Here is a 26,389-nt window from a genome sequence, read left to right as displayed (position 1 = left end):
GATCATCCTTTCTCTTTTTAATTGGCTGCTTTCGAAAACTTTGTTGCTATTTACCAAGTAATGCGGTGTGGCTGATCAGCGAGAAGATGTTCGCTTTCCACGAGGCGGGGCGGTGAGCCTCCTCGGCGTAAACGCCTGAATGAGTCTAACCTGTCCTAAGCTACTCCCGTATGAGTCTCGCGAGGAGCACCAATCAACCTGAAATAGATTTTGTTTTAAAAGAAAGAATCTCTTTGAAAAGAGCCTTTAAATTAATTACTTATTTTCTAATCTAATTGGTGGAGTCGCAAATTCAGTTCTTAAGAGCTCTGAGCGAAGAGGTTCAGGAAAAATCATATTATATGTAGCTGCAGCCTTTATATCTAACTCCAGCAAAGGATGTTGAAAGGTTGATAGCTTAGATATAATCGGAAGTTCGATCTGTTTTTTTATAGAGTTCAAATATCCCTGGCCTTTTGAAGACATGCCTAATAATCTTATATATGGTGATGTTTCGCTATGATTGATATAACTCATCTGTTGTTTGGTCGTTTTCGTTAATAAATGTGTGCATAACCTTTGTAGTCTAGTCCATGTATACCGTTTCGTTTTGATACGTTCCATAAAGTCTTGAAAGCTAACAGCAGCACGAATATTTTTTTTGATTCTGTTTTCTAAGCCTTCTTCTACTTCATAAATCTTAAGTAGATCCTCTTCACTCATCGTCATAATAGAATACTTTAGTAAGTGAAAATAGTTTTCCCAATTGTGTAAAAGATCTTGTTGGTCTTTGTATTGGTCCATGATATCTACCGTTTCCTTAGGAACATAATTTGCGACCTGACCTTTATTTGAAAATATTGCTTTTCGAATACTTGTCGCACTAGCAATGGTAGGAGAGACAAAATCTTGTTCATGGTAACCGGCTGATGACCGTTTAATTGTATAAGGTTTTATTTTCGCCTGTTGTTGATGAATGGCTTTTACATAATGAAATCCAAGGATATTGTTGGGTAAAGATAAATCTAAAATTTCATGTCCGTTAGATAAGGCTTGAAAAGCAAGGGTTAATGCCGTAGGGTAACTCACACCAGTTTTCATATGGTGTTGGATTAACTCCTCATATTGCTCTTTGAAATGTAAAAGAAATTGATTTGCATTAAGGAAGGAAGAAATGTCACCAGATTCACTACCAAAGCATAGTGATCGACATTGTAAGGCCTCTAGTATAGAAACGGAACCATTTGCAAACGTCTCTGCTTTTTGTGTAGCAAATGCATAAGGCAATTCAACAACCAAATCTACTCCACTATGTAAAGCCATTTTCGTTCTTTCCCATTTTGAGACAATAGCAGGTTCTCCTCTTTGCAGAAAGTTCCCGCTCATGACAGCAATAACAATATCTGCATTAGTTTCTTTAATGGATTGTGTTAAATGATAGAAATGTCCATTATGAAAGGGATTATATTCTACAACAAGTCCTAAAGCATTCATATGATCACCACGTTCTATATTTTTGGCTCTTTCTAAGAGTTGTTGCTTTTAAAACGAAAACTCTTTAAGGTTGAGTGGAACGGATTTCGAGACTCCTGCTTAGAGCAGCGGGACAGGTGAGACTCATGCAGTCGTTTACGCTGAGGATGCTCACCGCACTCCCCGCAGAAAGCGAGCATCTCTCGATGCAATCAACCTCATCGCGCTACTTGGTAAATAGCAACAAAGTTTGCGAAAACAGCCATATTTTTAAATAGATATTGATATCCATTATAGGTTAAACGAATATAACTATAAACACTTTGTATAGGTTTATTTTTAACAAAAATGTAGAAAGAACTTGCAAATCAGTCATTTGATGATTAAAATAAGACATGCTAAATAAGACCGCATATGAGTGAAACAAGATATTCGTTTTGTAAAAATGCGATTATCCTGTATACTTATACTGTAAAGAAAAAATATTGACAAATATTATTGCGAAGGCTATAATTACCTTTGTTGCCTTGAGGTGATACACATTGAAATGGACAATTAGTCAACTAAATCAATTGCAAAGCAAGGGATTGAAGATTGAAGAAGAAATCGATTTAAGTGAGCTTGTCACTAGTCATCAAGACATTCGTGATATTTCTCCTGTAAGCGTTAGTGGAAGAGCTGACATTAGCTCAACTAAGGTAACGTTCCATTTATCAATTTCAGGTTCAATGGTTCTGCCTTGTTCTCGAACATTAGTGGATGTTCAATATCCATTTTCAATTGATACAACAGAAACATTTTTATTAAAACCAGCAGATTATGATACGGAAGAGGATTTTCATCTTGCTGAAGGTGATATTGTTGATCTAACACCTATAATCAAAGAAATCCTTATATTAGAAATTCCGATCCAGGTATTCTGTGATGATGGTGCAAATGAAGAAGGCGCTGCTCCTCAATCAGGGAAAGATTGGGAAGTTATTTCTGAGGAAGATCAGAATAACAAGATTGACCCTAGACTTGCTGGATTAGCAAAATTCTTCGAAAATGAAGAAAGCTAATATACTAAGCTTATAGCACAGACTGAACCGGTTTTACCGGATTCACAATGCAATGCTCTTTAAGGAGGTGGGAATAATGGCTGTACCTTTTAGAAGAACTTCTAAAACAAGAAAGAGACTACGTCGTACACATTTTAAATTACAAGTACCTGGTATGGTAGAATGCCCAAGCTGCGGTGAAAGCAAACTTGCTCACCGTGTATGTAAAGCTTGTGGAACATACAAAGGAAGAGACGTTGTAAGCAAATAATTATTTGTTACAGCTAATGAAGCGTGAGGATCAATGGATCTTCACGCTTTTATTATTGTTTTGCAACTATAAATCATAAAGTCCAGCGCCTAGCTCCTCTTGGGTCTAAAAAAACTCAGGAATTGAAGGTGAAAAACACAGTCGATTCATAAGCGTCTTTTGCTTGTCGGCGCTATTCAAGGCGCCCTGAGCTTTGTTCGCGTTTAGGAAATTATAAAATTCTCGTACTGTAGATAAGTGCTTGGCATCCAGCTCCAGCGCCTAGCCCCTCGAGGTCATAAGCTAATTTAGAATTGAAGGCAAAGAACGCCTTCTATTCTAAATCATCTTATGCTTGTCGGGGCTGATCAAGTCGCTTGCGCTTTTGTTCTTGTAAAAAACAGTAAATAGAGAGGAGGATACGTATGAATAAGCTTGTTATGAATGAACACGAAAAAGGAATTATCGAACTTAAGCTTAATCGGCCCTTGAAGTATAATGCTGTAGACCTGGATATGATGGATGAATTAAAAGCTAGCCTTAATTCTTTATATAAAAGAAACGATATAAAAGCAATGGTTATTACGGGAGAAGGAGAGAAGGCGTTTTGTTCAGGTGGTGATGTAGAAGCCTTTCATCAATTGAAAACAAAGGACGAAGCCTACCATATGCTTTCGAAAATGGGGGAATTGCTTTATCAAATTATGACGTTTCCAATACCAACGTTCGCCATTATGAATGGAATTGCCTTAGGTGGCGGCTGTGAAATTGCGACAGCTTGTGACTTTCGCATCGCCAAACAAGGTATTTCACTTGGGTTTATTCAAGGTTCTTTAGCAATAACGACTGGTTGGGGAGGATCCACTATGCTTCATGAGAAATTAGCATATGATAAGGCAATGACAATGCTTTTATCTGCAAAAAGAATGTCTGCTGAGGAAGCGTATTCTTTAGGGTTTATCCAAAAGATTGTTTCTGCTACAAATGCTCGAATCGAGGCATATCAATTTATACATGAGTCATTAGTTGATCACCCTAATGTACTAAGGGCCTATAAGTCTGTAAAAGTAAACCAGTGGATCAATACCCAATTGCATGCAAGAATGATGTCTGAAATCAATAGATGTGCTGAACTATGGGAGATGGAAGATCACCATAGTGCTGTTTCTTTATTTTTAAATAGAAAGAAGTAACATAAATAGCTTTAATTACATAGTATGTTTGGTTTTGTTAATGTCTCGCTTGTTTAGAGTTGAAGGTGGGAAACATCTTTAATTCTATTTCTTTACGAGCAGTAAAACTCCTACAGGAGAACTGCCTATCAAGACCCAGCAGTGAGGTGTGAGCGTGGAGAATTTGCAGTTAGTCCGCGGAATGGGAGTAAGCTTTTGCTTTCCAAATATAAAAAACAACAATTAAATTTAACAGAGCCTTTTTTAAAAGTAATAGATTGTATTTAGTCTATCTATTCTACTAGTTGCATATGTATAGAAAAAAAGTGACTATTGGAGGGATTATAGATGACTACTACGCGTCAAGATGCTTGGACCCATGATGAGGATTTATTGTTGGCTGAGGTTGTACTAAGACATATTCGTGAAGGTGCAACACAGCTTGCTGCCTTTGAAGAGGTTGGTCGAAAGTTATCCAGAACTGCTGCTGCTTGTGGGTTTAGGTGGAATTCTCATGTTCGCAAACAATATAAAACAGGCATTGAGGTAGCGAAGAAACAAAGAAAAGAACTTAGGACTGTTCCGCAACAGGAAGAGGAGCCACTAAAGGAGCCAATCGCACAAGAAGAAAGCAAATCGCCTAGTGTTCAATCTAAAAATACAATTAAGGATCTCATTTCGTTTCTTCAACAATATGAAGAAGCACCATCTATGCAAGAGGTTCAACAAGAAAATAGACAATTAACAGGTAAAATTAAGGAATTAGAAGAAGAAGTGGCGAAATTACAACATGAAAAGGAGTCACTCATAAATAACTTAGAAGTAATTGAGGAAGATTACCATGCATTAATTGAAATTATGGATCGTGCAAGAAAGATGGTTATTCTTCAAGAGGATGAAAGAAATAGAAAAGTGAAATTCCAGATGGATAAAAACGGAAATTTAGAAAGAGTTGAGAAATAAAGATCTAAGAAGGGGCTGACTTTCAAGTAGAAGTCAGCCCCTTTGTCATTAAAAAAGCACTTAGTATTTTAGTTAAAATAAGCTAAATTTCCTTGGATACTTACTTGTCAGAAACCGAGCAAGCAATCAGGATTGCTTATTGTTCACTGACACCTGCAGGATACCAGACTAATGGATTTTCTCCTTTGTCACGTTCCATCTCGTATTTAACTTGTTCAAAGTTCATTTTAGACCAAAAATCTCCTGATTTAACTCGTGGGTTTGTTTTAATAGGCAAATTAAATGATTTTGCATAGTCGACAAGTGCTCTTCCATAGCCTTTACCTTGATAATCAGGTAAAACTTCCAGCTTCCATAGCTCCAAAAAGTCCTGTTGCGGGCTAAAATACTGATCAAATCTTTTATTTACACGATAAAGGCTCATTCGTGCGACAAGCTTGTCGCCGTAATAAATACCGTAGAACGGTGAGTCACTATCATTTTCAATTATATTTGACTGCAGGTCCTCAAGCATAGAAAGCTCTTGTATTCCATATTCTCTAAATTTCTTAAATTCCTCTAGGGTTTTATAATTAACTAACAATCTTTCAACTTTTAACATAGCAAATTCCCCCTTGATGCACATCGAATTATATCGTTTCGTGTAAAGAATATTTTGATTTTAATGATAATAACACTACAATTATTATAGCATGACAAATGTAGTTCATGTAGTTTTTTGTTAACCGCTTCCAATAAATTAACTCGCAAATGGATTCAATTGCTTTTTCTAGTGAAAAAAGGCAAAAATGTGGTAATATTGACGCTTCATTTGATATGATGAATCTGATTAACGTAAAACTTAGCAAAGTAAATAGTAGGTGGGAACGATGGATATAGGAATTATAGGTGCTGGTTCATTAGGATTGCTTTACAGCTATTATCTCTGTAAGAACCATACAATTACCCTTTATACGAATCGGAAGGCACAGGCTGATCAGATAAATACAAATGGTTTGTTGATGATAAAGGATGGAATCCACACTAGAGTAATGATAAATGCTGATTCAACAAGGAATTATAAAGAAGAGCTCTTAATTGTAACTGTAAAACAATACGATATCGCTTCTGTTATTGCAGAAATAAACAATCTTTCACCAAGAACGATATTGTTCCTTCAAAATGGAATGGGGCATTTACCGTATTTATCAGCTCTATTAAAGCATCACATCATATTAGGTATTGTTGAACACGGTGCATTACGACTCGATGATCATACTGTCCAACATACTGGAGTAGGTACGACTAAAATCGCTTATTATAATAGAGATAACAGTCAAAACACATTGATTGAACAATTGGAAACTAATCGACAATCACTATTTTCAATTGAGATGAAAGATGACTGGAGGGAGATGCTCGCGGAAAAATTGGTTGTTAACGCTACAATAAATCCATTAACATCTATATTAAGGGTGAGAAATGGTGAATTGATCGAAAACGATCATTTTATTAAATTGTTAAAAGCTCTTTTTATTGAAGTCATTCAAGTATTGGGACTGTCGAATAAAGAGCTACTTTGGGAGCATGTGCAGAATATCTGTAAAACCACGGCACAGAATCAATCATCAATGTATAAAGATATTCAAAATGGACATCAGACGGAAATTGACTCAATTTTAGGTTATTTAATTCAGCAAGCAACAAACACTCAAAAACCAATTCCACATATTACATTTTTATATCATGCAATTAAAGGGATTGAGGTAGGTAATGATTGAAATAATGAAATGGATGATCTCATTTGCATTTGCTATACCTTTAGTTAATCTCGTTATATTCTTTTTAATTTTACGAGTAGTTGTTAAGAATAAAAAGAAATCCATTTTATGGACAATAGATTTATCAACCTTATTCTTTATTGTATCTGTTCATTTTCATTTAATTACCATATTTGAGCAATCATTTTTAATTTATATCATTTTAGGATTATTATGTTTATCCACACTTGTTTATTATCTTGAATACAATAGATCGAAGGAACCTTCGATGGCCGCTGTTACGAAAAAGATATGGCGGCTATCATTTATTTTCTTTTTTATCAGTTATCTTATTTTAACTTTATACGGTATTGCATCTGGAATAGTTAAAAATGCATTTATTTAAGTAAGGATCTTTCATAACAATATAGTTGTTAAGTTTGTAAGACAATAGGATATTGATGGAGATTTGTAAGCAAAGTTTTTTTGTTTCAGCAACATAAGTGCTATACTCATCCTGTTATAATATTAACCTAGAAAGGAAGTTACATATATGGAGATTCTTGAACTCTCCCTGCGCTCTTCAAATCAATTTATGAATGACTTTAACGAGCAGAAATTAAACAATGAAACATTCTTTGATTATAATATTCATACTAAAGAGGTTTTTCATAATAGAGCAGCGGATTTAAAAAATCGTTCCTTTCAGCGTGAAGAGATTTCGGCTTATTTGAAGCATTACGCAAAACGATTTTCAGAGAATAATGAGAAAGTATTAAAAAATATTGAAAGATTAAAACACCCTGAAAGTGTTGTTGTGATTGGTGGTCAACAAGCAGGGCTTTTAACCGGTCCATTGTATACAATACATAAAATTATCTCGATTATTGTATTAGCTAAAAATCAAGAAAAGGAACTTGGTATTCCTGTTATTCCTGTTTTTTGGATTGCTGGAGAGGATCATGATTTTGCAGAAATTAACCATATATTCGCTGCTAAGGATCATGTTCCTAAGAAATTTGCGATTAAAGATTCTCCTCTTAAAAAACAATCTGTAAGTGATTTGACATTAAATCAGTCTAAGACTTTGGATTGGCTTGAACAAGTTTTTGAAGCATTTGGAGAAACTGATTATTCAAACCATTTACTAGATCAATTAACAAACTGTGTAAAACGCTCCACAACATATGTAGAATTTTTTGAACATATAATTATGAAGCTTTTTCGTAATGAAGGATTAGTTCTTGTTAATTCAGGGGATCCAGGTCTTCGTCAGCTTGAGAAGTGTTGTTTTCAATCAATTATCGATAACAATAGCAGTTTGTATGATGCAGTTAAAATCCAGCAACAAGAAATGCGCTCACAGAGCTACCGTCCAATCATAGAAATGCCTGATAACAGTGCAAATCTTTTTTATCATCATGAAGGAGAGCGTTTCCTTATTGAAAGAAAAAATAACGAAGAGTTTGTCGTACCTGGTATTGGCTTAACATTATCAAAAGCAGAATTAAGCGATATCATAGAAACATATCCTCAAAAGCTGAGCAATAATGTTGTTACACGACCTATTATGCAGGAATACTTGTTTCCTACACTCGCGTTTATTGCAGGGCCAGGAGAGGTTACATATTGGGCAGAATTAAAACGTGTATTTTCATGTGTAGAACTGAAGATGCCACCTGTTTTACCGCGAATAATGATCACTTTACTTGAACGTTCTATTGAAAGAAATATGGCAGAAGCTGAATTGACGTTAGATGATGTTTTACATAATGGAGTAGAAAAATCAATCGAGACTTACCTGAAATCAGTATCACCTGTCGATATGAATCCACTTGTTGAAGAAGCCAAAAGGCAGGTTTCAGACATCCATGAAAAGCTAATTAAGTCGGCTCTAAAAATTGATAATAGCTTAGAACCGATGTTGAAAAAGAATGGTGCATTTATTCAAGAACAACTAGATTTTTTAAATCGTAGCGTAGAGAAAAGAAAACAACAGCAGCATGAGGTTCAGCTTTCGAAATTTAAAGCGATCGAATTATCTTTGGTTCCAAGTTTAAATCCACAAGAAAGAATGTGGAATGTATATTACTATTTGAATAAATTTGGACCGGATTTTGTTGGAGAATTGCTAAAATTGTCATATTCCTTTAATGGTAAACATAAAATTGTCAAAATTTAAATAAAAGTTTTTTGAAAATCCTGTTATTACAGGGTTTTTTTTTTGTGGAAACAAAGGTAAAATAGGAAGTGGAGATAAGTGGGGGAAAGTGGTGAGTTGAGGGGAGAAAGTGGGGGCAACGAACATGTTTATGGGAGAATACCATCACACCATCGATTTAAAAGGCAGAATGATTGTCCCAGCTAAGTTCAGAGATGGACTAGGAGAAACGTTCGTTATCACTAGAGGCCTCGACCAATGCTTATTTGGTTACCCAATGAGTGAATGGAAGCAAATTGAAGAAAAACTTAAAGCTCTCCCGCTAACCAAAAAAGATGCTCGTGCATTCACCCGTTTTTTCTTTTCAGGTGCGACTGAATGTGAGTTAGACAAACAAGGTCGTGTCAATCTCGCTACACCATTATTGCAATATGCAAAATTAGAGAAAGAGTGTGTTGTGATCGGCGTTTCAAATCGAATTGAACTATGGAGCAAGTCCAATTGGGAAAGTTATGTTGCTGAACAAGAAGATTCTTTTGAGGAAATTGCTGAAAATATGATTGATTTTGATATATAATCTTCACTTAAGCAAAAATGAGTAGCAGAGTGGACAAGCTAATAGAAAATTGATTTGAAAAGGTGGTACAACTTATGTTTGAACATACAACCGTTTTATTGAAGGAAACAGTCGACGGATTACAAGTTAAGGAAGATGGTACATATGTTGATTGTACGTTAGGTGGTGCTGGTCACAGTAGCTATCTTCTTTCTAAATTATCGAAAGATGGTCATCTATTTGCATTTGATCAGGATGATATCGCATTAGCAAATGCAAAAGACAAGTTATCATCTTATGAGGGAAAGGTAACATTTATAAAAAGTAACTTCCGCTACCTTACAGAAAAACTTGCAGAGCATGGTGTTGAAAAGGTTGATGGGATTATTTTTGATTTAGGTGTCTCTTCACCACAATTGGATAATCCAGAAAGAGGATTTAGCTATCATCATGATGCTCCATTGGACATGAGAATGGACCAACAATCAGATATATCTGCTTATGATGTTGTGAATCACTGGTCTTATGAGGATTTAGTAAGAATCTTTTTTAAATATGGTGAGGAAAAATTCTCAAAACAAATTGCACGAAAAATTGAAGCGCATCGGGAAAAAGAGCCAATTCGTACAACTGGAGAACTAGTTGAGATTATTAAAGAGGGGATACCAGCTCCCGCTCGCAGAAAAGGTGGACATCCTGCAAAACGTATTTTCCAAGCAATTAGGATTGCTGTAAACGATGAATTGAAGGTCTTTGAGGAAGCAATTGCACAATCGATTGAATTGCTTAAACCAGAAGGAAGAGTAAGTGTCATTACTTTTCACTCTTTAGAAGATCGTATTTGCAAATCAGCCTTTAAAGAAGCGGCAACTCCACCTGAGCTTCCTCGTAACATGCCGTATTTACCTGAAGGTTACGAGCCTAAAATAAATATTGTTACTAGAAAACCAATCGTTCCATCTGAAATAGAATTAGAGGAAAACAACCGTGCCAGATCAGCTAAGTTAAGGATTGCTGAAAAAGTTAAAAACTGAAGCACCTTAGTCAAATATGACTTTTGAGCTGGTAAAATTCCAAAATTATTGTAGTAATATAAAAGGAGGTTACATGAATGAGCAATTTAGCGATGAAATTAGAACAGCAAAGACAGGAAAAACAACAGCAGCAACATATGCCTGTATCAGAACCAATTATTATTAAACGAAGAGCCTCAATTACAAATGGGGAAAAAATACTGATGATTTTAGTTGTTGGTCTTTTTATTATAGGTGCAGTAAATATTGTTACTAATAGCTATACAGTATATCAAGCGAACATTGAAATTCAAAAAACTGAAGCTAAAATAGAAGAGCAAACAAAGCTAAATAGTGACCTCCACGTACAGGTTGAAGAGTTAAGTACATATGATCGAATTTGGGAAAAAGCAAAAGATTTAGGCTTGAAATTAGATCAAAACAATGTGAAAAGTGTACAAGAATAACACAGATATAAGGGGAAAAAGCTGAGTTACACTAGATATAAATGTGTAGCCAGCTTTTTTTCATCACTCGATTGTTTCTATGTGGTAAAATAAACACACGAGTAGGAGGTCCTTATGAAGCTAACACAGAAAAATACAAATATGAACCGAGGGGCAGCATTACTATCGTTACTATTTGCACTGCTCTTTTTTACAATTTTTATCCGCTTTTTTTACATACAAGCAACTGGAACTGTCCATGGGGAAGCCCTTGCGGCAAAAGCAGAGGAATTATATGAAAGTCAACGAACAATTGAAGCTGAACGAGGGAAAATACTAGATAACAAAGGTGAAGTTATAGCTGAGGATAAAGCCTCATATAAGCTTGTCGCTATTCTTGATGACAAAATGACAACTAATCCAAAAAAACCACAGCATGTGGTTGATATACAGGAAACTGCTCAAAAGCTTGCTCCATTAATTGAAATGGAAGTAAGTAAAGTGGAAGAGATTCTTTCAAAGGATTCAGATCAAGTTGAATTTGGAGCAGCAGGTCGAGATATAAGTCATACACTGAAAGAAGAAATAGCTAAATTAGAGCTTCCGGGTATTTCGTTTATACGGGATACACAGCGGTTTTATCCTAATGGTTTATTTGCTTCTCATTTAATAGGGTATGCTCAAAAACAAGAGGACACTGGCGAAACAGTAGGAATGATGGGGCTTGAAAAAACCCTTGAGAAATACCTACATGAAGAAGATGGCTATGTAAAATACGAAGAGGATCATTATAACTGGAAGTTGCCAAATAGTAATGACGAGATCATTGCTCCGACAAATGGCAAAGATGTTTATTTAACAATTGATCAAAAGATTCAAACCTTTCTAGAAGACTCAATGAATCAAGTTGTTGATGAATTCTCACCAGAGAAAATCATAGGTGTTGTTGCTGATCCAAAAACAGGGAAAATCTTAGCGATGGCTCAACGACCGAGTTTTGATCCAAATCTAAGGAATATTACATCTTATACTAATGATGTGATTTCTTATGCCTTTGAACCTGGTTCAACAATGAAAGTCTTTACACTTGCTGCGGCCATTGAAGAAGGCGTTTATAACGGGAATGCTATGTACCAGTCAGGATCTTACGATGTAGAAGGACCAGATATAAATGACCATAACAGTGGACGTGGATGGGGACCGATTACCTATAACGAAGGAGTTCAGCGCTCCTCAAACGTGGCGTTTTCAATTATTGCTGATAAGCTACTAGGAGTCGACCGCTTATATCAATATTTAAATAAATTTGGGTTCACATCAAAAACTGGAATTGATCTTCCAAATGAAGCTACTAGTAAAATAAACTATGAAATGCATCGTGATAAAGTAACAACTGCATTTGGGCAAGCTTCAGCAGTTACGCCGATTCAGCAAATCCAGGCTGCTACTGCGATTGCAAATAATGGAAAAATGATGAAACCATATGTGATAGAAAAAATCGTTAATCCAGATGACGATACTGTTGTGAAAGAAACGAAACCTAAAGCTGTAGGTCAGCCTATTTCAGAAAAAACATCAAAAGAAGTATTAGATATATTAGAAACCGTAGTTAGCTCTGAAAAGGGGACAGGAAAGCCATTTCGCATCGAAGGATATAAAGTTGCTGGAAAAACAGGAACTGCCCAAATTTATTCACCATCAGGTGGGTACTTATCAGGAAATGATAATCATGTCTTTTCATTTTTAGGAATGGCTCCAAAAGATGATCCTGAATTAATCGTTTATGTGGCAGTCCAAAAGCCGAAATTAGAAGGGAAAGCTGGATCAGTTCCTGTATCAATGATTTTCAATACTGTCATGAAGAACAGCTTACAGTATATGCAAATTGATCCAACAGAAGAAATGGAAAATACAGATAAAAGTAAAACAGTAGAGGAAGGAATCAAGCTTCCTTCACTGGTAGGTATGAAGCCTACTGAAGCAGAACACCAGTTAGAGGAATTAGGGCTAGAGCCGATCATTCTTGGTAGCGGACAAGAGATTATCGCTCAATACCCAGAGGTAGAAACACCTATCATCGTAAATGAGAAAGTGTTGCTGCAAGCTTCTGAAAGTGTAAAAATGCCAAATATGACAGGTTGGTCCAAGCGAGATGTAATGAAATTGGGTAATCTGATAGATTTATCAGTTAAATCCGAAGGCTCTGGCTATGTTGCGAAGCAAAGTATAAAGAAGGATAGTGTATTGAAAAAAGGGGATGTATTATCCGTAACTTTAAAGACAACTGAAGTTAAGAAACAAACTGAAGAAAAAGAAGAGGACTAAATGGTAATTTTAAGGATTGACCTACTATAAGGTCAATCCTTGTTTTTTTTAGAAATTGTGAGTATTTTTGAGACATAAATCACCAGAGTTTCCTTTATTTCTATTGTTCTATCTCCCGTCGTACAAGCATATATTTGAACGAGCCTAGACAAGGGGGAGTAAAGGATATGCGTGTTTCAAATGTGACCGTTAGAAAGCGTCTTGCTTTAACATTGCTATTCGGTTTGTTAATTTTTTTAGTGATTGATATACGTCTAGGGTATGTTCAATTTTTTCTTGGATCTTCATTAACTTCTGGTGCAAAAGATCTATGGAGCAGAAATATACCGTTTGAGCCTGAGCGTGGGGAAATTTTAGATCGTAACGGTGTTGAACTTGCTACAAATATGAGTGCTCCTACCATATATGTTGTCCCAAGACAAATTGAAAATCCTGCAGATACCGCTAAAAAGCTGGCAGCTGTGTTAAATATGTCGGAGGAAAAGGCATATAAACATATCACTAAGAAAGAATCGATTGAATGGATTAATCCTGAAGGAAGAAAAATATCTCATGCAAAGGCAAATGAAGTAAGAGAATTAAATTTAAAAGGGGTTTACATAGCTGAGGATTCCAAGCGCTACTATCCGTTCGGTAGCTATTTATCACATGTTCTTGGCTTTGCTGGGATTGATAACCAAGGTTTATTAGGTTTAGAGTCCTATTATGATAAGCAGTTAAAAGGCGAAAAAGGGTATGTGAAATTCTTCTCAGATGCAAAAGGTCAAAGAATGCCAGGTGAAGCGGATGACTATACAGCACCAGTTGATGGCAACAATTTAAAGCTTACGATTGATACTCGAGTCCAAACAATTATTGAGCGTGAATTAGATAATGTGCAGGCAACGTATAATCCTGATGGCATAATAGCCATTGCAATGAATCCTAATAATGGCGAAATTTTAGCGATGTCAAGTCGGCCAGATTTTGATCCTGCTAAATTCCAGGAAGTGGATTCAACAGTATACAATCGGAACTTACCTGTTTGGAGTACGTACGAACCTGGGTCTACATTCAAAATTATTACGCTAGCGGCAGCACTCGAAGAAGAAAAGGTGAATCTTGAAAAAGACACGTTTAATGATAGTGGATCTGTCGAGGTTGATGGTGCAAGATTACGATGCTGGAAAAGAGGGGGACATGGTCACCAAACATTTCTAGAAGTCGTTCAAAATTCCTGTAACCCTGGCTTCGTTGAACTAGGACAACGGCTTGGAGAAGAAACACTCTTTAAGTACATTAAAGACTTTGGCTTTGGGCAAAAAACAGGTATTGACTTACAGGGTGAAGGTAGAGGGATTTTGTTTAATCCGGAAAAAGTTGGCCCTGTAGAGCTTGCGACAACCGCATTCGGACAAGGGGTATCTGTTACCCCAATTCAACAGGTAGCGGCTGTATCAGCTGCAGTAAATGGTGGAATATTATACACACCATATATTGCGAAGGAATGGGTAGATCCTATAACAAATGAAGTGTTAAGTAGACAAACTCCAGAAGCGAAGAAACGAGTCATTTCTGAAGAAACATCGAAAGAAATACGTTATGCACTTGAAAGTGTTGTTGCACTTGGGACAGGGCGAAATGCATATGTAGATGGCTATCGTGTTGGTGGAAAAACAGGTACAGCCCAAAAGGTTAAAGATGGAAGATATATGGAGAATAACCATATCGTTTCATTTATTGGATTTGCTCCTGCTGACGATCCGCAAATTGTTGTCTATGTAGCAGTTGATAATCCAAAAGGCACGGTCCAATTCGGGGGTACTGTTGCTGCTCCAATTGTAGGTAATATTATGCGTGATGCATTACCAGAGCTAGGTGTAAAACCTAGAAAGGAACAAATTGAAAAGGAATATAAATGGCTGGACACAAAATTAGTCGAAATACCGAATATTTTAGGGTTGACTAAACAAGAACTATCAGAGCAGTTGGTTAATTTGAAGCTTGATGTAGCAGGAGAAGGAGATGTTGTTGTGCAGCAATCCCCAGATGTTGGTGTAAAAGTGAAAGAAGGATCGACATTGCGTGTTTATTTAGGTGAAAGTGATAAGAAAATTGAGGATAAAGAATAATTGGCAAGAAAGCATGACATTCGCTTGATACGAGATGTCACGCTTTCTTTATGTTTTTCATTTTTCAAGCATTAATATTCTAAATAATAAAACTTTTAAATATAGACTCGTTTTTTCAAAAGAAAATGAAACGAAGGATGGCTCTTTTTTTATAAGTAAGATAAAATAAGTACGGAGAACATTCTATATATGCTTCAATCAATCAAAAAGCTTTGGTAAATAGCCCGTTTCCTTTATAAAGTTGAATGAAGGGTAACCTAAGTTAATGGTTCTTTTCTACATTCAATTAAACGTGCATAGACCTTGTGGTGAAAGTAGGAACAATAATGAAATTAAACGAATTGCTTACATATTTACACGAACATGAAATTGATACAAAAGAAAACCCGATGATCACATCAATTGAGATGGACTCTAGGGAAATTAAGAAGGGAAGCTTATTTATTTGTATTAACGGTTATACAGTTGATGGTCATGACTATGCTAGAAAAGCTCAAGAAAGTGGAGCGGTGGCGATTCTTGCTGAAAGACCATTAGATGATTTACAAATTCCAGTAGTTTTAGTGAAAGATTCAAAAAGAGCAATGGCTGTGCTGGCGGATATTTATTATGGTCAGCCTACACATAATATGCATCTTATTGGTGTTACTGGTACGAATGGAAAGACGACAACGACACATATTATTGAAAAAATACTTAATGTAGCAAATAAAAAAACAGGGTTAATTGGGACCATGTACATAAAAATAGCAGATGAGTTAAAACATGTAAAAAACACGACTCCAGAAAGCTTGACACTTCAAAAAACGTTCCATGATATGAGAGAGAAAGAGGTAACACATGCGATAATGGAGGTTTCCTCTCATGCACTTCATATAGGAAGAATTCACGGATGTGATTTCAATGTTGCAGTCTTTACAAATTTAACCCAGGACCATCTAGATTATCATAAGACGATGGAATCTTATAAGTATGCTAAAGGCCTTCTCTTTGCTCAATTAGGTAATCGTTTTGATCATGAAGATGTAAAGATTGCCGTCTTAAATGCCGATGAAGAGGCATCAGAAGAATTTATAAAAATGACTGCTGCAAAAATTTTAACGTATGGAATTGAAACCTGTGCTGATGTGATGGCAAAAAAAATTAATATGACGTCAAAAGGTACAGAATTTGACTTGGTTACACCAGTAGGTACAAAAAAAGTAACAATCAATATGGTTGGGAAATTTAGTATTTATAACGTTCTAGCATCAGTGTCAGCTTGTTTAGCTTCATCAATTGACATAGATACAATTATCCAAGCGATTGAAGCAATGGAGGGTGTTAGAGGGCGTTTTGAACTCGTTGATGGAGGTCAAGATTTTACAGTTATCGTTGACTACGCACATACTCCAGATAGTTTAGAAAATGTTTTACAAACGATAAAGCAATTTGCAGAAGGTAAGATCTTTTGTGTTGTTGGCTGTGGTGGGGATAGAGATAAGACGAAAAGACCGCTTATGGCGAAAATTGCTACAGAATATAGTGATGAGCCAATCTTCACATCTGATAATCCGAGGAGTGAAGATCCATCCATGATTCTTCAAGATATGGAAGCTGGCGTTAGTGGAGAACATTATCATTTGATTTCTAATCGTGAAAAGGCAATTCACTTTGCAATTGAGCATGCTAAAAAGGGCGATGTCATCTTAATTGCAGGGAAAGGTCATGAAACATACCAAATTATTGGTAATGAAACATTCGATTTTGATGATAAAGAAATTGCATTAAAGGCGATCAATAATCGATATTACTAAAAAAACTATACCTGGTGCTTTATACTCAAGAAAACTAATCTATTTATGAAATGGAATGACAGTATGAATAAAATGAAGTAGTTCAGGCCCCATTTCCTTCATAGAATAGGTAACAAAGGATAGAAAGAGAAGTTGATAAAATGAATGATTTTAGATTTGATAAACATATAAAAGAAAATAGCTCATATGATATTCTCGTAAATTACCTATACGTGATTTTGGGAAAAACGAATAAAGATGGGGGGGAGCTTACATGCTAGAGCAGGTTATATTAATTACACTCGTAATGGGATTCTTAATAAGTGTACTACTATCTCCCATCATTATTCCTTTTCTTAGGAGATTAAAGTTCGGACAGAGCATTAGAGAAGAAGGACCTAAATCACATCAAAAGAAATCAGGAACTCCTACTATGGGTGGAGTGCTGATCATATTTTCGATCATCATTACAACAATTGTGATGACAGGGAAATATTCACAACTAAGTGTTGAGATGTATTTATTACTGTTTGTAACAGTTGGTTACGGATTACTAGGATTTTTAGATGATTTTATTAAGGTTGTCATGAAAAGAAACCTAGGATTAACCTCAAGACAAAAATTACTAGGCCAGGTGATTATTGCAGTCATCTTCTATATTATCTTTACACAATATGGATTTTCAACAGAGATTGGTGTACCTGGTACCTCACTTTCGTTTGATTTAGGCTGGGGCTATGTTGTACTTGTCATCTTTATGCTAGTAGGTGGATCAAATGCAGTTAACCTAACGGATGGATTAGATGGTTTATTATCTGGAACTTCTGCAGTAGCGTTTGGGGCATTTGCCGTATTAGCATGGAATCAATCTCAATATGATGTTGCGATTTTTTCAGTTGCGGTAGTTGGTGCAGTGCTTGGATTTTTAGTATTCAATGCACATCCTGCTAAGGTATTTATGGGGGATACTGGTTCACTTGCTCTAGGTGGTGCTATCGTAACGATTGCAATTTTAACAAAGTTAGAAATATTGCTTGTTTTAATTGGTGGTGTGTTCGTCATTGAGACATTATCGGTTATCATTCAGGTTATATCATTTAAAACAACAGGTAAAAGAGTATTCAAAATGAGCCCACTGCATCATCACTACGAATTAGTTGGATGGTCAGAATGGCGAGTAGTTGTTACGTTCTGGACAATTGGGCTTGTCTTCGCAGTGCTTGGAATCTATATCGAGGTGTGGTTGTAAGTGAAAAAGATTAGTGATTATTTACATAAAGAGGTATTAGTTATAGGGTTAGCAAAAAGCGGCTTAGCGTCCGCTAAATTATTACATCAGCTTGGTGCAAATGTAACAGTAAACGATTTGAGAGCAACTGATACAGATCCAGCGGTTCAAGAGTTAAGAGATCTTGGGGTTCAAGTTGTTTGTGGAGATCATCCACTTTCATTAATAAAGGATAAGGCGATTGATTTAGTCGTGAAAAATCCTGGAATACCATATTCAAACCCTTTGGTAGCTCTTGCTGTTGAACAAAATCTCCCAATTATTACAGAGGTGGAGTTAGCATATAAAATATCAGAAGCAGATATTATTGCTATTACTGGTTCAAACGGTAAAACAACAACAACAACATTAATTTATGAAATGCTTAAAGAAGATCAAAAACAACCTTTAATTGCAGGGAATATTGGGATAGTTGCATGTGAAGTTGCACAGAATGCTACAAGCGACAATGTTATTGTGATGGAATTGTCATCCTTTCAACTATTAGGAACAATTGAATTTAAACCTGCTATTGCCATTATTTTAAATATTTTTGATGCGCATTTAGATTATCATGGAACAAAAGATGAATACGTTTTTGCAAAGGGAAAAATTTATCAGAATCAATCTGGTTCTGATGTATCAATAATAAATTTAGATGATCAGGAAGTTTGTGAGCGTTCAGAAAAATCCCATGCAGAGAAACTATTTTTCTCGGCAACGAGAGAACTCGAGAGTGGTACATATATCAAGGATAAAAGTATTTGGTATAAAAATGAACGCGTAATTTTATTAAAAGATATCGTTTTACCAGGTGTTCATAATCTAGAAAATATATTAGCTGCTGTTTCAGCCGTCAAATTAAAAGGTGTTTCAAATGAATCAATTAAAAAGGTTCTTACATCCTTTACAGGTGTAAAACACAGACTTCAATTTGTTGATACAATTGATAACCGCCGTTTTTATAATGATTCAAAGGCAACAAATATTCTAGCTACTAGTAAAGCACTTCAGGCGTTTTCTATGCCGACTATTTTACTAGCAGGTGGTCTTGACCGCGGAAATGAATTTGATGAACTGAAGCCTTACTTGGATAACGTGAAAGCAATGGTTCTCTTTGGGGAAACTGCACCAAAGTTAGAAAGAATAGCAAATGAAAGTGGAATAGAAGTCATCAAACGTGTCGATAATGTGGAACAAGCAGTATCTGCGGCGTTTGAAATTTCCGAAGAAGAAGATGTCATTCTTTTATCTCCAGCATGTGCAAGCTGGGACCAGTACAAAACTTTTGAGGAAAGAGGAGACATTTTTATTAATGCCGTGCATAAGCTTAAGTAAGGGCTTGTACAATCTTTTCTAGACAATGAATTTTCGGTCTAGTTTTTAGAAGTTTTGTACTTAGTTTTGGTGTCAAGCTTCAGACGCAATCAGCGTGAGTTTATTAGGCAATCCGTCAAAAAGGTTAAAGACAACCTTCCTAGACGGCTCGTCTTAAGATTCGCTGACTACGGGCGTCTTGTGCTTTTCTTACAGCCCTTAAATAAAAGGTACAGGGGTGTTCGGCGTTGACAGCAAAAAGGTCTACACCAGACTTTATATTAGTTATCCTTACGTTGCTTCTTTTAACAATCGGTCTCATTATGGTATACAGTGCTAGTGCGGTATGGGCGACGTATAAATTCGATGATTCTTTCTTTTTTGCTAAGCGTCAGCTTTTATTTGCCGGGGTTGGTGTCATCGCAATGTTCTTCTTAATGAATGTTGATTATTGGACGTGGAGATCGTGGGCGAAAATGTTAATCATTATTTGCTTTTTTCTCTTAATTGCCGTACTGATCCCAGGAATTGGCATGGAGCGAAATGGATCAAGAAGCTGGATTGGTGTCGGTGCATTTTCGATCCAACCTTCTGAGTTTATGAAACTGGCGATGATCGCTTTTTTAGCAAAATTTTTGTCGGAAAACCAAAAGAAAATCACTTCCTTTAAAAAAGGGCTAGTGCCTTCCTTAGGACTTGTTTTTACTGCGTTTGGTATCATTATGTTGCAACCTGATTTAGGTACAGGAACAGTTATGGTTGGAACCTGTATCGTTATGATTTTCGTATCAGGGGCAAGAGTCATTCATTTTGTCTGGCTCGGACTATTAGGTGTAGCAGGATTTGTTGCACTAGTATTATCTGCTCCATATCGGATTAAACGGATTACCTCATTTTTAGATCCTTGGGAAGATCCACTAGGTAGTGGTTTTCAAATCATCCAGTCTTTGTATGCAATAGGACCTGGTGGATTATTTGGTTTAGGTCTTGGGCAAAGTAGACAGAAGTTTTTCTACCTGCCAGAACCACAAACTGATTTTATCTTTGCGATCTTAGCTGAAGAACTAGGGTTTATCGGAGGGTCTCTCGTACTGTTACTTTTTGGCTTGCTCCTTTGGCGGGGAGTAAGAATTGCGCTTGGTGCTCCTGACTTATATGGAAGCTTTTTAGCAATCGGAATTATCACAATGGTCGCAATTCAAGTTATGATCAATGTGGGGGTTGTAACAGGGCTAATGCCAGTTACTGGGATTACGTTGCCGTTCCTAAGCTATGGGGGATCATCGCTTACCTTAATGTTAATGGCGATTGGAGTATTATTAAATGTAAGTAGGTATTCAAAATTTTAAATTCAGAATCACCTAGGGTTTATCATTTATCCAAGAAACATTCATGGATGAGTTCACTTAATAATGACATAATCAGGCTGACGATAGCGAAGAGACAGACTTTAGGCTAATATCTATGCCTTTAGTTAATACCTTCATAGTCAGCCTTAATCACGTTTACATATGAAAAGCATTGGCGTCAAGCGTTGTTCATACTAAAAAAATTCCATTAAATTGGGGGAGTTATCATGAAAGTAGTTGTTAGTGGTGGAGGAACAGGCGGGCATATTTATCCTGCGCTTGCATTAATAAATGAAATAAAGAAACATAATTCTCATGTTGAATTTTTATATATAGGAACTGAAAATGGGTTAGAAAAAGGCATTGTAGAGCGGGCAGAAATTGACTTTAAAGCAATTGAAATTACGGGCTTTAAACGTAAGCTTTCATTTGAAAATGTAAAAACAGTAACGCGGTTTTTAAAGGGTGTCTCAGTTAGTAAAAAATATTTAAAGGATTTCAAGCCAGATGTTGTCATTGGGACTGGAGGTTATGTATGCGGTCCTGTTGTATATGCAGCATCTAAACTTAACATTCCGACAGTTATTCATGAACAAAATAGCCTACCAGGTATAACAAATAAATTTTTAGCTCGTTATGTCAATAAAATTGCAATCTGTTTTGAAGATGCAAAAAAGTATTTTCCAGAGCATAAAGTAGTATTAACAGGTAATCCACGAGCTTCAGAAGTTTTAGGTCAAGACCCAGAAAAAGGGAGACGTTCATTAGGTCTAAAAGACAATCTTAAAACAGTGTTAATTTTTGGCGGAAGCCGTGGGGCAAAAGCAATTAATGAAGCTGTATTACAAATGATACCGGCACTTACAAATAAGCCATATCAGGTCGTTTATGTCACTGGGGAGGTCCATTATGATAAAGTAATGGAGGAAATGAGGTCATTAAAGGATTCTTCAAATGTCATCATTAAACCGTTTATCCACAACATGCCAGAGGTTTTATCAGCTGTTGATTTAATTGTCTCTAGAGCGGGCGCGACATCATTAGCAGAAATAACAGCATTAGGATTACCGAGTATATTAATTCCTAGTCCATATGTAACAGCTAACCATCAAGAAAAAAATGCTAGCTCTTTAAGTGATAATGATGCAGCAATTATGCTTCGAGAACAAGAGTTAAATGGAAGCTTATTACTATCAAAAATTGAAGAAATTTTACTAAACGATATGAAATTAACTGAAATGAAAAGAGCATCGAAAGAATTGGGAATTCCAGATGCTGCTTCGCGAGTTTATCAAGTAATGAAGGAAATTTCAAAGAAATAAACGGATTTAGGAGGTCGTTATGTCTACTCTATATAAAGATTTAATTGAAGCGAATATCGGAAAAGTCCTTGAGAATGAACCGTTAGCAAAGCATACAACTATGAAAATTGGTGGCCCGGCAGAAATTTTTATTGAACCTAGCAACAGTGAAGACCTAACTAAAGCTTTCCGCATCATTAAAAAACATAATGCAAAGTGGAGAGCAATTGGCAGAGGTTCAAATCTTCTCGTTGCAGACCAGGGAATTGAGGGTGTGGTTATTAAGCTTGGTTTAGGAATGGATGATTTTGAATTAAATGGAGAAACCCTTACTGTTGGCGGTGGATATTCCATCATAAAACTTGCAACAATTATTAGTAAAAAAGGTTTATCAGGTTTAGAATTTTCTAGTGGAATACCAGGATCAATTGGTGGTGCTGTGTACATGAATGCTGGAGCACACGGAGCTGATATTTCAAAAATTCTTGTTAAAGCACATATTTTGTTTGAAGATGGTACTTTGGAATGGTTAACAAATGAAGAAATGAAGTTTTCCTACAGGACTTCTATTCTACAAGAGGAAAGACCCGGAATATGCATCGGTGCGGTTTTAAAATTGCAAAAAGGGGAAAAAGAAGATATTGTCGCTGTTATGCAAAAAAATAAAGATTACAGAAGAGATACTCAGCCTTGGAATTATCCGTGTGCAGGGAGTATTTTTCGAAATCCCCTACCGAAATATGCAGGTCAATTAGTGGAGGACGCTGGTTTGAAAGGTTATCAAATCGGTGGTGCGAAAATCTCAGAAATGCACGGAAACTTTATCGTAAATGCAGGTGGAGCAACAGCACAAGATGTGTTAGATCTTATTGATTTCGTCAAAAAAACCATCTATGAAAAATATGATGTATCGATGGAAACAGAAGTTGAAATAATAGGTCTTAATTAGACACAAACCTCCCAATAATTTCATTTCCTGTGTTATAATAACCATAGAGATCCATTGGTCAATGAGTTACGTTTAAAATGATATATTTTGTTTGTTAAAAATGATTTTTTAGATAAAACAAACGGCATTTTACATGCCGTTTGTTTTATCGTTTAAAATAAATAGCGACTTTTCGTATGTTTTCGAAAAAAAATAACCATGTGTAAGTTGTTTTTTTCCGCAATCAAAACGAGTGCTATGAAAGACAATGTCAAAATAATGAATCAAAGATTGCCTAGAGTGTCTGCTAGGATGGGGTGAAAATGATTGGAAAAAAAAGTTGTTTCGTTAGAGGACCGCATACCAAAGTTACAACAGCAACGAAAACAGAAAACAAACCGCAGACTAATTTCATTTTTATCCGTGTTTTTTCTCTTGATTTTGCTTGTAATCTACTTTCAATCTCCCTTAAGTAAGGTTGCGAGTATATCTGTTATAGGAAATGAAACGGTTGATTCGGAAAAGATCATTGAATTGAGTGGAATAACCACCTCATCTGGTTTTTGGAGTATCAATACAGATCAAGTCACAAATGCTGTTGAGAGTCTTTTACAAATAAAAGATGTCAAGGTAGAAAAAAAATTACCTAACGATATTGTTTTAATTATTGAAGAACATGATAGTATTGCTTATCTTGAAAAGGATGGTTCTTATTTACCTATTCTTGAAAATGGACAAGTATTAAAGGATAAAAAGGAGACAGCTCCTGCAGATGCTCCAGTGTTAATTGATTGGAAGCGCGATGAAGATATACAGGTTATGATTAGTGAATTAAAAAAACTATCACCAGGCGTTTTTAATTCGATCTCTGAGATCCACCATACTCCTGGGAAAACCGATCCTTGGCTAGTTCGACTATATATGAATGATGGTTATGAAGTGATTGCTTCTGTTCGTACTTTTTCAAAGAAAATGGACGCATACCCTTCTATTGTTAGTCAACTTGATGAAAATAGCATAGGAGTTATTCATTTAGAAGTAGGCTCTTACTTTGAATCCTATAAACCGCTACAGACAGAGGAGGAGGATGAAAGTGAAAATGAAACTGAGGGGTAGCTATGTTATTTTATCCCTTGTCCTCCTCGTTTTAGGTTTTTTAATTTCTTACTCATACCAGCTTACAAAAGAAAGAAATCAAAATCGGACAATATCTGCTGAACAATGGGATAAAGAGTATGAAACAAGATCTTTACTAATAAACAATGAAGAAATAAATCGAGATTTACAAAAGGAATTATATGCAAAACAAGAAGAAGTTAAGCAAATTGAAGAATCATTAAAAGATCAAAAGCAGGTGTATTATAATCTTGTTGAAGATGTAGAAAAATATCGTATGTATGTGGGCGATCTACCAGTGGTTGGAAAAGGAGTGCAAGTGACGTTAGAGGATGCATCTTATATACCTGAAGGCGATAATGTTAATAATTATATCGTGCATGAGAGTCATATATTTAATGTTATTAACGAACTTTATATATCAGGTGCAGATGCTATCTCCATTAATGGCCAAAGATTATCAAGTGATTCCTACATTTATTGCAATGGACCTGTTGTAACTGTTGATGGTAATCAATTTCCCGCTCCATTTGTTATTTCTGCAATAGGTGATCCTAATGTCTTACTCTCAGCATTGAATATTGCTGGTGGTGTTATCGATCAATTAGCTTATGATCATATTGTTGTAACAGTTGAAAAAAATGAGGAAATTAAAATGGATCCTTTATTACAAGAGCAGAAGACCAAGTCATAAGAATATCTACATACTCATAATTGATGCTTTAAAGATAGGCTTTGTTAAAGCTCGCTAGTTTATTGGCACTTTGTTGATTTGAACCGATATGGAGACTCCTGCGAGAGTGCAAGGGAAGAACCCACAGGTGCACAAAACACAAAAGCGAACGCATGCAATGGAAATCAACAACCAAGTTAAAAGAGCCCAAAGATAAAGAATACATGTAAAGACAGATAGGTGGATGTATTGAAGCAAACGAATTGGAAAAAGGGTATGAGTTTTTCTTTTTTAACGATGATATTTGGATTAATGCTTGCGATTCAATTTCAAACAATAAAAGAACCTATTGTACGAGATACACGTGATATGTGGCAACTTAGGGAAGACTTAAAAAAGGAGCAACAATTGCAAGTTGAACTGCTTTCTGAAATAAGGAAGTATAATGAAATTATCGAAACATATAAAGCAGAAGAAAATCAAAATCCAGAAGTAGCTTTAAAAGAAACATTAAATGTATTAAAAGAAGAAGCAGGTCTAACTGAAGTTACCGGACCTGGCATTATCATTACAATTAACAGATTGTTTTCTGAAGAATTAATTGGTGAACCGTTACCGAATATCTCGCCTGAACTGTTAAAACGCTTAATTAATGAATTAAATTCTTATGATGCCGAAGAAATTTCGATTCAAGGAAGGCGAGTAATTAATTCCACAGTGATAAGAGATATTAATGGACAAACGAAAATGGACAACTATAGCCTACATACATACCCAATTGAGATTAAAGTAATTTCAGAAAATGCTGATAAGCTCTATAATCGGATGAACGCTTCGACAACTGACGAAGATTTTGCGATTGATAACTTGAGTCTATCCATTTCTAACCCGATTGATAGCATGACAATCCCTGCATATGAAGATACAATTCGTGTTAAGAATATGAAGCCATTAGAAATCGAAGAAGGGGGAAAATAACATGTGGCTTCCTATATTAGGTCTTATTCTTGGTGTCTTTTTAGGATTGATATCAGAGATGCGTATTCCCCCAGAGTACTCAAATTATTTATCAATTGCTATACTAGCTGCACTTGATACATTGTTAGGTGGAATCCGAGCACATCTTCAAGATATTTATGATGAAACTGTGTTCGTTTCAGGTTTTTTCTTTAACATAATTTTAGCTGCAAGTTTAGCTTTTCTCGGTGTTCATCTTGGTGTAGACTTATACTTAGTAGCTGTCTTTGCATTTGGTGTAAGACTTTTCCAAAACATTGCGGTTATTAGAAGAATTTTGATATCAAAATGGTCTATTTCTAGAGGGAAGTTGAAAAAAAATTGAATATTTAAAAGGGAATATCAAGTATTTGACGAATAAACACTATTAAGGCAAAATCAAGAAAATATTCAAAAAATAATTTTGTTACAAACATGT

Annotated in this window: 24 protein-coding genes; 22 read left to right on the top strand and 2 right to left on the bottom strand. The window is 35.8% G+C overall.

What is annotated here, in order from left to right; all coding sequences use genetic code 11:
* Window positions 1–255: 255 nt before the first annotated feature.
* Complete coding sequence (locus I7822_RS02375; protein ID WP_207975153.1) at window positions 256–1,473, bottom strand: nucleotidyltransferase; 1,218 nt, start codon at window positions 1,471–1,473, stop codon at window positions 256–258.
* 521 nt (window positions 1,474–1,994) lie between these two features.
* Between I7822_RS02375 and I7822_RS02370 the strand changes: the two genes are divergently transcribed.
* The 4 genes from I7822_RS02370 to gerR all read left to right on the top strand — a co-directional run bounded on the left by I7822_RS02370 (window position 1,995) and on the right by gerR (window position 4,877).
* Window positions 1,995–2,513, top strand: coding sequence for a YceD family protein (locus I7822_RS02370; RefSeq protein ID WP_207975152.1), 519 nt, complete (start codon window positions 1,995–1,997; stop codon window positions 2,511–2,513).
* A gap of 76 nt (window positions 2,514–2,589) precedes the next feature.
* The gene (gene rpmF, locus I7822_RS02365; RefSeq protein WP_066335963.1) at window positions 2,590–2,763 is read left to right on the top strand and encodes a 50S ribosomal protein L32; all 174 of its coding nucleotides are present in this window, start codon (window positions 2,590–2,592) and stop codon (window positions 2,761–2,763) included.
* Between the two features lie 404 nt (window positions 2,764–3,167).
* Window positions 3,168–3,935: an enoyl-CoA hydratase/isomerase family protein gene (locus I7822_RS02360; RefSeq protein WP_207975151.1), complete on the top strand. Its 768-nt coding sequence runs from the start codon at window positions 3,168–3,170 to the stop codon at window positions 3,933–3,935.
* A gap of 327 nt (window positions 3,936–4,262) precedes the next feature.
* Window positions 4,263–4,877, top strand: a complete 615-nt coding sequence (gene gerR, locus I7822_RS02355; RefSeq protein WP_207975150.1) for a sporulation-specific transcriptional regulator GerR — start codon at window positions 4,263–4,265, stop codon at window positions 4,875–4,877.
* 136 nt (window positions 4,878–5,013) lie between these two features.
* Here gerR and I7822_RS02350 read toward each other — a convergent pair whose 3' ends face one another.
* Complete coding sequence (locus I7822_RS02350; protein ID WP_207975149.1) at window positions 5,014–5,478, bottom strand: N-acetyltransferase; 465 nt, start codon at window positions 5,476–5,478, stop codon at window positions 5,014–5,016.
* Between the two features lie 268 nt (window positions 5,479–5,746).
* On the opposite strand from I7822_RS02350, the gene I7822_RS02345 reads away from it, so the two are divergent.
* From I7822_RS02345 to I7822_RS02260, 18 genes are all read left to right on the top strand, one after another.
* Window positions 5,747–6,637 carry a 2-dehydropantoate 2-reductase gene (locus I7822_RS02345; RefSeq protein ID WP_207975148.1) on the top strand — a complete coding sequence of 297 codons (891 nt, stop codon included), beginning with the start codon at window positions 5,747–5,749 and terminating at the stop codon, window positions 6,635–6,637.
* On the top strand, window positions 6,630–7,022 hold the full coding sequence (locus tag I7822_RS02340; RefSeq protein WP_207975147.1) for a DUF3397 domain-containing protein: 393 nt from the start codon (window positions 6,630–6,632) through the stop codon (window positions 7,020–7,022). The genes I7822_RS02345 and I7822_RS02340 overlap by 8 nt, the downstream gene beginning before the upstream one ends.
* A 147-nt stretch (window positions 7,023–7,169) precedes the next feature.
* Complete coding sequence (gene bshC, locus I7822_RS02335) at window positions 7,170–8,798, top strand: bacillithiol biosynthesis cysteine-adding enzyme BshC (protein ID WP_207975146.1); 1,629 nt, start codon at window positions 7,170–7,172, stop codon at window positions 8,796–8,798.
* A gap of 124 nt (window positions 8,799–8,922) precedes the next feature.
* On the top strand, window positions 8,923–9,354 hold the full coding sequence (gene mraZ / locus I7822_RS02330; protein WP_066335924.1) for a division/cell wall cluster transcriptional repressor MraZ: 432 nt from the start codon (window positions 8,923–8,925) through the stop codon (window positions 9,352–9,354).
* 74 nt (window positions 9,355–9,428) lie between these two features.
* Window positions 9,429–10,367, top strand: coding sequence for a 16S rRNA (cytosine(1402)-N(4))-methyltransferase RsmH (gene rsmH, locus I7822_RS02325; RefSeq protein ID WP_207975145.1), 939 nt, complete (start codon window positions 9,429–9,431; stop codon window positions 10,365–10,367).
* A gap of 77 nt (window positions 10,368–10,444) precedes the next feature.
* Window positions 10,445–10,813 (top strand): cell division protein FtsL, encoded by a 369-nt coding sequence (gene ftsL, locus I7822_RS02320; protein WP_207975144.1) that lies wholly within the window; start codon window positions 10,445–10,447, stop codon window positions 10,811–10,813.
* Window positions 10,814–10,927: 114 nt separating this feature from the next.
* Window positions 10,928–13,117 carry a penicillin-binding protein gene (locus I7822_RS02315; RefSeq protein ID WP_207975143.1) on the top strand — a complete coding sequence of 730 codons (2,190 nt, stop codon included), beginning with the start codon at window positions 10,928–10,930 and terminating at the stop codon, window positions 13,115–13,117.
* 167 nt (window positions 13,118–13,284) lie between these two features.
* Window positions 13,285–15,228, top strand: a complete 1,944-nt coding sequence (locus tag I7822_RS02310; protein ID WP_207975142.1) for a stage V sporulation protein D — start codon at window positions 13,285–13,287, stop codon at window positions 15,226–15,228.
* 326 nt (window positions 15,229–15,554) lie between these two features.
* Window positions 15,555–17,024: a UDP-N-acetylmuramoyl-L-alanyl-D-glutamate--2,6-diaminopimelate ligase gene (locus tag I7822_RS02305; RefSeq protein WP_207975141.1), complete on the top strand. Its 1,470-nt coding sequence runs from the start codon at window positions 15,555–15,557 to the stop codon at window positions 17,022–17,024.
* Between the two features lie 253 nt (window positions 17,025–17,277).
* Window positions 17,278–18,252, top strand: coding sequence for a phospho-N-acetylmuramoyl-pentapeptide-transferase (gene mraY / locus I7822_RS02300; RefSeq protein WP_207975140.1), 975 nt, complete (start codon window positions 17,278–17,280; stop codon window positions 18,250–18,252).
* Window positions 18,253–19,608 carry a UDP-N-acetylmuramoyl-L-alanine--D-glutamate ligase gene (murD, locus tag I7822_RS02295; protein ID WP_207975139.1) on the top strand — a complete coding sequence of 452 codons (1,356 nt, stop codon included), beginning with the start codon at window positions 18,253–18,255 and terminating at the stop codon, window positions 19,606–19,608.
* 227 nt (window positions 19,609–19,835) lie between these two features.
* Window positions 19,836–20,936 (top strand): stage V sporulation protein E, encoded by a 1,101-nt coding sequence (spoVE, locus tag I7822_RS02290; RefSeq protein WP_066335881.1) that lies wholly within the window; start codon window positions 19,836–19,838, stop codon window positions 20,934–20,936.
* A gap of 227 nt (window positions 20,937–21,163) precedes the next feature.
* The gene (murG, locus tag I7822_RS02285) at window positions 21,164–22,258 is read left to right on the top strand and encodes an undecaprenyldiphospho-muramoylpentapeptide beta-N-acetylglucosaminyltransferase (RefSeq protein ID WP_207975138.1); all 1,095 of its coding nucleotides are present in this window, start codon (window positions 21,164–21,166) and stop codon (window positions 22,256–22,258) included.
* A gap of 19 nt (window positions 22,259–22,277) precedes the next feature.
* On the top strand, window positions 22,278–23,186 hold the full coding sequence (murB, locus tag I7822_RS02280) for a UDP-N-acetylmuramate dehydrogenase (RefSeq protein ID WP_207975137.1): 909 nt from the start codon (window positions 22,278–22,280) through the stop codon (window positions 23,184–23,186).
* A gap of 306 nt (window positions 23,187–23,492) precedes the next feature.
* Window positions 23,493–24,281 (top strand): cell division protein FtsQ/DivIB, encoded by a 789-nt coding sequence (locus I7822_RS02275; protein ID WP_207975136.1) that lies wholly within the window; start codon window positions 23,493–23,495, stop codon window positions 24,279–24,281.
* A complete protein-coding gene (locus tag I7822_RS02270; protein ID WP_207975245.1) occupies window positions 24,271–24,975 on the top strand; it encodes a DUF881 domain-containing protein in 705 nt (234 codons plus the stop codon). Before I7822_RS02275 ends, I7822_RS02270 begins: the two co-directional genes overlap by 11 nt.
* A 228-nt stretch (window positions 24,976–25,203) precedes the next feature.
* Entirely contained in the window at window positions 25,204–25,932 is a 729-nt protein-coding gene (locus tag I7822_RS02265; RefSeq protein WP_243459201.1) for a DUF881 domain-containing protein, read from the top strand.
* A 1-nt stretch (window position 25,933) separates the two neighbouring features.
* The gene (locus I7822_RS02260; RefSeq protein WP_066335864.1) at window positions 25,934–26,296 is read left to right on the top strand and encodes a small basic family protein; all 363 of its coding nucleotides are present in this window, start codon (window positions 25,934–25,936) and stop codon (window positions 26,294–26,296) included.
* The last annotated feature ends 93 nt before the right edge of the window (window positions 26,297–26,389 follow it).

The organism is Metabacillus bambusae (assembly GCF_017497975.1).
GTDB classification, from domain to species: domain Bacteria; phylum Bacillota; class Bacilli; order Bacillales; family Bacillaceae; genus Metabacillus; species Metabacillus bambusae.
This window is presented reverse-complemented; position numbering and strand designations above follow the sequence as displayed.